This window comes from Kitasatospora sp. NPDC004669, from assembly GCF_040609455.1.
Lineage (GTDB): Bacteria > Actinomycetota > Actinomycetes > Streptomycetales > Streptomycetaceae > Kitasatospora.
Map to the genome: position 1 here is coordinate 1 of NZ_JBEXKB010000158.1, position 6,690 is coordinate 6,690.

Annotated in this window: 8 protein-coding genes; 3 read left to right on the plus strand and 5 right to left on the minus strand. The window is 68.6% G+C overall.

Annotated features, from left to right (window positions below):
- Positions 1-176: 176 nt before the first annotated feature.
- Both ABZW30_RS46100 and ABZW30_RS46105 read right to left on the minus strand, forming a co-directional pair.
- A complete protein-coding gene (locus ABZW30_RS46100) occupies positions 177-947 on the minus strand; it encodes a hypothetical protein (protein ID WP_355677332.1) in 771 nt (256 codons plus the stop codon).
- A 565-nt stretch (positions 948-1,512) separates the two neighbouring features.
- The gene (locus ABZW30_RS46105) at positions 1,513-2,178 is read right to left on the minus strand and encodes a TetR/AcrR family transcriptional regulator (protein WP_355677333.1); all 666 of its coding nucleotides are present in this window, start codon (positions 2,176-2,178) and stop codon (positions 1,513-1,515) included.
- Between the two features lie 116 nt (positions 2,179-2,294).
- On the opposite strand from ABZW30_RS46105, the gene ABZW30_RS46110 reads away from it, so the two are divergent.
- Positions 2,295-3,317, plus strand: coding sequence for an NAD(P)-dependent alcohol dehydrogenase (locus ABZW30_RS46110; RefSeq protein ID WP_355677334.1), 1,023 nt, complete (start codon positions 2,295-2,297; stop codon positions 3,315-3,317).
- A 155-nt stretch (positions 3,318-3,472) separates the two neighbouring features.
- Here the strand turns inward: ABZW30_RS46110 and ABZW30_RS46115 are convergent, their stop codons facing one another.
- Together ABZW30_RS46115 and ABZW30_RS46120 are read right to left on the minus strand one after the other, a co-directional pair.
- A complete protein-coding gene (locus tag ABZW30_RS46115; RefSeq protein WP_355677335.1) occupies positions 3,473-3,937 on the minus strand; it encodes an integrase core domain-containing protein in 465 nt (154 codons plus the stop codon).
- Positions 3,938-4,226: 289 nt separating this feature from the next.
- The gene (locus ABZW30_RS46120; protein WP_355677336.1) at positions 4,227-4,667 is read right to left on the minus strand and encodes a nuclear transport factor 2 family protein; all 441 of its coding nucleotides are present in this window, start codon (positions 4,665-4,667) and stop codon (positions 4,227-4,229) included.
- Between the two features lie 120 nt (positions 4,668-4,787).
- Between ABZW30_RS46120 and ABZW30_RS46125 the strand changes: the two genes are divergently transcribed.
- Complete coding sequence (locus tag ABZW30_RS46125) at positions 4,788-5,360, plus strand: helix-turn-helix domain-containing protein (RefSeq protein WP_355677337.1); 573 nt, start codon at positions 4,788-4,790, stop codon at positions 5,358-5,360.
- 472 nt (positions 5,361-5,832) lie between these two features.
- Here the strand turns inward: ABZW30_RS46125 and ABZW30_RS46130 are convergent, their stop codons facing one another.
- The gene (locus tag ABZW30_RS46130) at positions 5,833-5,964 is read right to left on the minus strand and encodes a hypothetical protein (RefSeq protein ID WP_355677338.1); all 132 of its coding nucleotides are present in this window, start codon (positions 5,962-5,964) and stop codon (positions 5,833-5,835) included.
- Between the two features lie 96 nt (positions 5,965-6,060).
- On the opposite strand from ABZW30_RS46130, the gene ABZW30_RS46135 reads away from it, so the two are divergent.
- Complete coding sequence (locus tag ABZW30_RS46135; protein ID WP_355677339.1) at positions 6,061-6,411, plus strand: hypothetical protein; 351 nt, start codon at positions 6,061-6,063, stop codon at positions 6,409-6,411.
- Positions 6,412-6,690: the final 279 nt, after the last annotated feature.

Here is a 6,690-nt window from a genome sequence, read left to right on the forward strand (position 1 = left end):
TGGACACACGCCCCCGCCGGCACCTCACGCCCGTTCCCGCAGGTCACAACCACAATCCGTCATGATCGTGTGCCCGCCGACTGTCGAACTCGGGGCGCGGCACCGTCGACAAGTTGGTCGGCGTCCGGGCCTGGCCGGTGGCTGTCGCCACCTTCCCCCTGACGCCCTACACTCTCTCAGGCCGCCTGCCGAAGCGCGGTCCACCCGGCGTCGTTGAACTTGGCGTCGCCCGGCGCAGCGAGGGTGGACGGCTGCTGTCCGCGGGTCCGGGCCACTGCGTCGGTGGTCGCCTTCACGCTCATCTTCCAGTCGGTGTCCTGCCACGCGGCGCCCAGCACGGAGATCACGTATGCCTCCGTGACTGGGGAGGTATCGCCTGCCTTTCGGCTGACCTTGGTCAGCCGATAGACCGTCTCCTCGCCCCGGGATTGTTGGATCACCTTGAACCCGACCACGTTGCCGCGGACGAAGGCCCCTCTGGGCAGGGGACCGGCCGCCGGCAGCCCGAGGTCGCTGCGGTTCTCGGCCTCGGTCTGCTGCGCCTTCGCCCTGACCTTCGCCTCGCCGCCCGGGATCTGGTCGGCGCTGGACAGATAGGTGTGGTAGATGGCCGCCTGCTGGTCCGCCAGGCTGGTGCCGGGCTGCAGATTCGTCGCGCTCCCGGCCACCAGCACCGCCACCGCCCCCTCCGTGGTGTCCGGGAAACCGGTCTGGTAACCGGTACCGGCGGCGGTCCTGGAGCCGCGCGGCAGCGCCGCCCAGCACACCGGATCCGTCCACGTGGACGGGATGCTATAGGTCTCCTCCTCCGGTCCGGACGGTATCTGCTGGCTCGTCGCCGGTGCCGCCATCGGTGACGGCGTGCTGCTTCCCTTGTCCGCCACGGGACCGTCGTGGCCGCCCGCCGGCGCCGCGCACGCGGTCAACCCCAGCACCGCGGCCAGCACAACAGCGCAGCCCCCCGCCGTGGCCCTGCCGGTCCTGCTCCCCCCCGTCCGCATCGCTGTCAGCCCTCGACCCCGCTGGAGAGGGCCGGCCGGACGGCGATTCCGCCGGGCCCGCGGCATCGGTGTGGGAGAACGGCTGGGCAAGCTGGCGCCGTACCGGGCGGCCGGAGTGATCCATCATCCTGACAGTCTGTCACCCAACGTCGGCGTGCGGGCCCGGTCTACACCCGCCGCATGGGCATTCACGCTCTTCCTCAATGCCACGGCCACCAACATGCTGGCCTGCGTCGGTGTCGCCCTCACCGGCACGAGACGGATTGACTGAAAGCGGAAGCGCTCAACTGGCCAACTGAAGCGCGCAGCCACAGGCTGGTATGACTGAGCACTTGAGTCGGCGATTTGAGCGTGGCATTTGGCCGCCACAGGGTCGCGCTCAGGCTCGGATCGGGTTGCCCGTGTATTGGCTCCGGTGGAGTGCTCATGGTGCGTCGGCTCCCTGGGCTCATCCGCTTTTACCAGTCCGGCAAGACGGCGCACCGGGTGCGGCGGGCACGCCGGTGGCTCGTCAGCCCGCTGTTTGCTGGAGGCCGTCGAGGATGAGGTCGAGTCCGAAGGTGAACTCGTCGCCGTAGGCGTATCCGGGGCGCATGACGTGGGCGGTCGCGATCTCGGTCAGGTACGGGTATTCGCCGGGACCGAAACCGCTCATGATGGAATCCGCCAGTTCGGCGGGCTCCTCCGGGGAGTCGAAGGGCAGGGTCTTTTCCTGCAGGGCGAACCCGTAGATGTAGCTGTCGAGAACCGAGACGGCGTGGGCGGTCAGGGTGAGGGAGAGCCCGCCTTGACGCAGGCAGCCGAGAACGGCGTCGTGGTGACGCAGGGTGGCCGGGCCTGGAGTGGACCGTGACTCCATCAGTCCGATGGCCCAGCGGTGGCGGGAGAGCGCGAGGCGCATGGAGATCGCCCGCTGCCGCATCGCCTGTCGCCAGTCGTCACCGGGCACGGGCAGGTCGACCTCGCCGAAGACCAGGTCGACCATGCCGTCGAGCAGGTCCTCCTTGTTGGCCACGTGGTTGTAGAGGGACATTGCCTCGACTCCGACGGCCTCGCCGAGCTTGCGCATGCTGAGCGTCTCCAGGCCGCCGGCGTCGGCCAGTTCGATGGCGGCCCGTAGCACGCGCTGACGGGTGAGGGTCTCGCGGGTCGGCTGCGGGGTGGCACGTCGGGTCACGGTGGGTGGTCACTTCCTCTGGTGGTCTGCCGGCGTTGACGAGCTTACGCCGTAAGTGCTGTACTTACGGCGTAAGTATGCGGGAGAGGGCACCGGGAGCAGCGACTATGCGGGACATGGGTGAGCCGATCGTGACCAGCAGCGAAACCAGGACGATGGTGGCCGTCGTGCAGGAGCGCTACGGCGCCCGACCGGAAACCGTGCTGCGCACGGCGCGGCTCCCCCGGCCCGGCATCGGACCCGGCGAGGTCCTGGTCCGGGTGCGCGCCTCCAGCGTGGACCGGGGCACCTGGCACATGATGGCCGGTCTGCCGTACGCGGTCCGGCCCGTGAGCGGCCTGCGCGGGCCGAAGCTCCCCAATCCCGGCCGCAACATCGCCGGTGTCGTCGAGGCGGTCGGCCCCGACGTGACCGGGTTCGCCCCCGGCGACGAGGTCTACGGCACGGCAGTCGCCGCGTTCGCCGAATATGCCGCCACTCGTCCCGACAGGATCGCCCCCAAGCCGGCCGCACTCACCTTCGAGGAAGCGGCGACGGTACCCGTCAGCGCGCTCACCGCACTCCAGGCAGTACGCGACAAAGGCAAGGTCCAGCAGGGCCAGCAGGTCCTGATCACGGGAGCCGCCGGCGGCGTGGGCACCTTCGCCGTCCAACTCGCCCACGGCCTCGGCGCCCACGTCACGGCCCTCGCGAGCACCCCCAAGCTCGACACCGTACGGACGCTCGGCGCCGACCACGTGATCGACTACACCCGCGAGGACGTCCTCGCCGGCCCGCAACGCTACGACACCATCATCGACATCGCGGGCAACCGCGCTCTGCGGGACCTGCGCCGCGCCCTCACGCCCCACGGCAGGCTGGTCATCACCGGCGGCGAGACGAACGGCCCCTGGCTCGGCGGCACCGACCGGCAGCTCCGCGCCCAGATGCTGTCCCCGTTCACCAGCCAGCACCTGGGCACCTTCATCGCCTCCGAGCACGCCGACGGGCTCCGCGACCTGACCGCTCTCATCGACGCGGGCACACTCAGCCCTGTCGTGGACCGCGCCTACCCACTCGCCGAGACCGCCGCAGCCGTCCGACACCTCCTTGAGGGCCGCGTGACAGGCAAGCTGGCGCTCGCCCTGCCCTCCGAGTGAGGTCCAATTCCGACGATGGTCAACGATCTCCAGGGACGGCCCGAGAGCCGGCCATCGGTTCTACAGCTCGATGTCCATCCAGGCGAGGTCGTTGAGCTCGACATCGAGGCCGCGGGCGCGGCGGCCTGCGGGGCTCGGAAAATCATAGCTGCTGGTCAAGATGCGTATCGGTACTCGTTGATGACGCCGCCGAGGACGCGGATGCGCAGGAGTTTACGGCCTTCGAGGTCGTGTGGGGTGGGCTGCTCGTGGGCGCCGGGCGGTAGCTGGTTTCGTGCCCGGTGGGGGCGGTGTGCGTTGTCGTGCTGCCGGTAGGCGGCCAGGACCTGCCGGGCGCTGGCCTCGTTCATGATGAGGACATGGTCGAGGGCCTCACGCCGGATGCTCCCGATCACCCGCTCGCAGTGGGCGTTCATCCGGGGAGTTCGCGGCGCACTCTTGAGGACCTCCATCTCCTCGGCCCCGAAGACGGCGTCGAAGGACTGGCCGTACTCGCCGTCCCGGTCGCGTAGCAGGAAGCGGAGGGACTCCGCGTGGGAGCCGAGGTCGGCTGCCACGTTCCGGGCCTGCTGTGCTGCCCGGTCTCGGGTGGGGTGGGTGGTGACATCCTTCCTGAGCACGTCCACTGCTGCGGCCTCTGATCAGGAAACTGCCATCTTCAGTGCGAAACCGGGCGTCAAGCGTCTCGCCATCCTGACAAAGCCCTGCTCAAGCAGCATCACCCCCGCCGTGATCCATGAGACACGCCACCAGCACCACCTTCAGGTCTTCCGCGACGCCTTGTCACTCCACCAGTAAGTCGCGGTTCAACCTGTCACCCTGCAGGTCAACGGCCCCGCCTCTGCAAGATCTAATGAGCCGGGACAGATCCGGCGACGCCTGCGCCAGTGCGGCCGCTGACGACCTGCGTCAGTTGCCGTCCAGTGCCTCCACCAGCTGCGGCAGGTTGCCTCCGGCTACGGCAAGGGCCAGATGGTCGTGGTAGTCCCGACTGCTGACGATCAGGCCGTCGCGGACACGCAGCACCTGGATGTTGGCCGCCGTGTAGGTCCGCCCGGTCGCCCGGTGACGCACCTGGTAGTTCCACTCGTTGACGATCACCTCCGGGTCGTCGGTCTCCCGGATCACCACGTTCACCGGGGTCAGCTCCACGGGGAGGCTCGTGGCGAGTTCCATGAACCGCTCCCTGACCACGGACCGCCCCTCGAGCCGGCGCGGTCCGACCGGCGCGAACACGATCTCCACCACGGCGTCCTCGGCGTAGAGATCCGCGAGCTCCGCGAACCGCCCCCCACCGATACCGTCGAGCAGTTTCGTGAAGACCTCACGAGGTGACAGCGTTTCGGACATGATCAACCCCCAGCGGGATCCGTCGCTAGAATCGGACTAGCGAATCCGCTTTCGACGATACGGACTAGCTACTCCGTTTGTCCAGTGTGGCTTCGCCACCGACAGAAAAGGGTGGGAACGATGAGCGGCACCCAGGAACGCCCGCTGCGGGCGGACGCGGCCCGCAACCGGGCCAGGCTGCTGGACACCGCCACGCAGGTGTTCGCCACCCGCGGCGTCGGCGTGCCGACCGAGGAGATCGCCCGGGCCGCCGGGGTCGGGGTCGGCACGCTGTTCCGGCACTTCCCGACCAAGGAGGCACTGCTCGAAGCCGTGATGGTGCGCAAGCTCGAGACGATCGCCACCCAGGCCGCGCAGTTGCCCGCCGAGTCCGCGCCCGCCGAGGCGTTCTTCGACTGTTTCCGCCTGGTGGTCGAGCAGTCCGCGGGCAAGAACGAGTTCGCCCAGGCACTCGCCGCCGCCGGCGTCGACGCGCACGCGACCCTGCGAGACGCCAGCGCGGCGATCCGGGCACAGCTCACCGAACTCCTGGCCGGAGCGCAGCGCGCCGGGGCGGTCCGCCCGGAGCTGGGCCCGCCGGAGCTCGTCGCCCTGCTGATCGGTGCGACCACGACGATGGAGCACCTCGAGGACGACGCGGCCGCCCGGGAACGGATCTTCGCGGTGCTCTTCGACGGGCTGCGGCCACGCTGACCACCCCCTCACGCGCGCTCGCCTCCTAAACCGTGGTGAACCTCGGCCCGATCGAGCGAGTTGGTCTCGCTTCGCGGGTTGCACTCCCATCGCACCACTGCCCGAGCACCCGCCCGCGCCACGACGCCTGCGCCGCCTCCCAAAGACAGGCCGTCAGCTCGGGAGCCGGCCTCCACGCAGTGGTCGAAGGCCCCGACGCACGCCATGCGAACCTCCCCACGCCTGCCACCCGAACCTCCGGTCAGCGAAGCGGCCGGACGGAGCCGGGCGGTGACAACAAGAGCGACTATGCACCGCAGGTGACAACAGGGATGGCCAATCGGTGCCAACAAGCCTGTCCCACCTCGACCGAACACGCAGGCCACGCCCTCCCCCGGTGACAACCAGCGTGTCTCGGCACAGGCCGGCGGCGTCGATGTGCCGGGACTCGGTAGTTGGCCAAGTGACACGGTGTCTGGCCAAGAGTGACGAGCTACTTGGCCAAGATCTCGGCGCGGGTCAGGCCCTCGGTGCGTTCGATGATCTCGGCGACGACCCGTGCGCCCTGGTTCGGCAGATCAAGGGAACTATGCCCGGAATCACCGCCCTCGTCCGCCTTTGCCAACTACCCTGTCATCTTTGGTCAACTGCAAGTGCGCCAGGGCTCGAAGGCCGACCAAACCGATTGTCAGACGAGGTCAGGCCGTGCCACCCTCCCGCTATGGAGCAGGACCAACCCCTCGTTCGCGACGTCTTCCCCGACCTCGTTACCGAGCTGACCGCTCTCCTGGAGGCGGAAGGAGAACGTTGGCTGGCCATCAGCGCGTGGGATGTCCGCCTGATCGGCACATGCGGCTGCACTGATGACTTCTGCCAGAGCATCCGAACAGCTGATCACCCGCAAGGAAAGCCCTACGGCCCAGGCCATCGGTGCGTGCCGCTCACACCTGCGGAAGGCATGCTGAACCTGGACGTCCTGAACGGCCGAATCATGTTCATCGAAGTACTCGATCGGGCACCCATGCACAACCGCATGTCCTGCACGGCCAGCGACGTGAAGACCGACGAATGAGCGAGGATCGCGAGTTGTTCAGCGACCTACTGGCGCGCTGGGAAGGAGAGCTGGCAGGCGGAGCCGGCCAGCGCGCACGAACTCCGCGCTAAGCACGCTGAGCGCTGGGTCCGGTTCCACAGCCTGCCGGACTCAGTGGACGTTAAGTCCCTTTTCTCTCGGCTCGTGATCGCTCGTTCGTGTGAACGTCGGCCGTACTGGCGTGCCAGTCGTGGTTCGGGTGATGTTCTGCGGCGCATGGACAGACGGGCGTATCCGAGCGACTTATCGGACGAGCAG

Bases quoted from the DNA above. Each gene is read 5' to 3' on its own strand.
- ABZW30_RS46110 (WP_355677334.1), top strand. From the start codon at position 2,295: ATGGGTGAGCCGATCGTGACCAGCAGCGAAACCAGGACGATGGTGGCC.
- ABZW30_RS46120 (WP_355677336.1), bottom strand. From the start codon at position 4,667: ATGTCCGAAACGCTGTCACCTCGTGAGGTCTTCACGAAACTGCTCGAC.
- ABZW30_RS46125 (WP_355677337.1), top strand. From the start codon at position 4,788: ATGAGCGGCACCCAGGAACGCCCGCTGCGGGCGGACGCGGCCCGCAAC.
- ABZW30_RS46135 (WP_355677339.1), top strand. From the start codon at position 6,061: ATGGAGCAGGACCAACCCCTCGTTCGCGACGTCTTCCCCGACCTCGTT.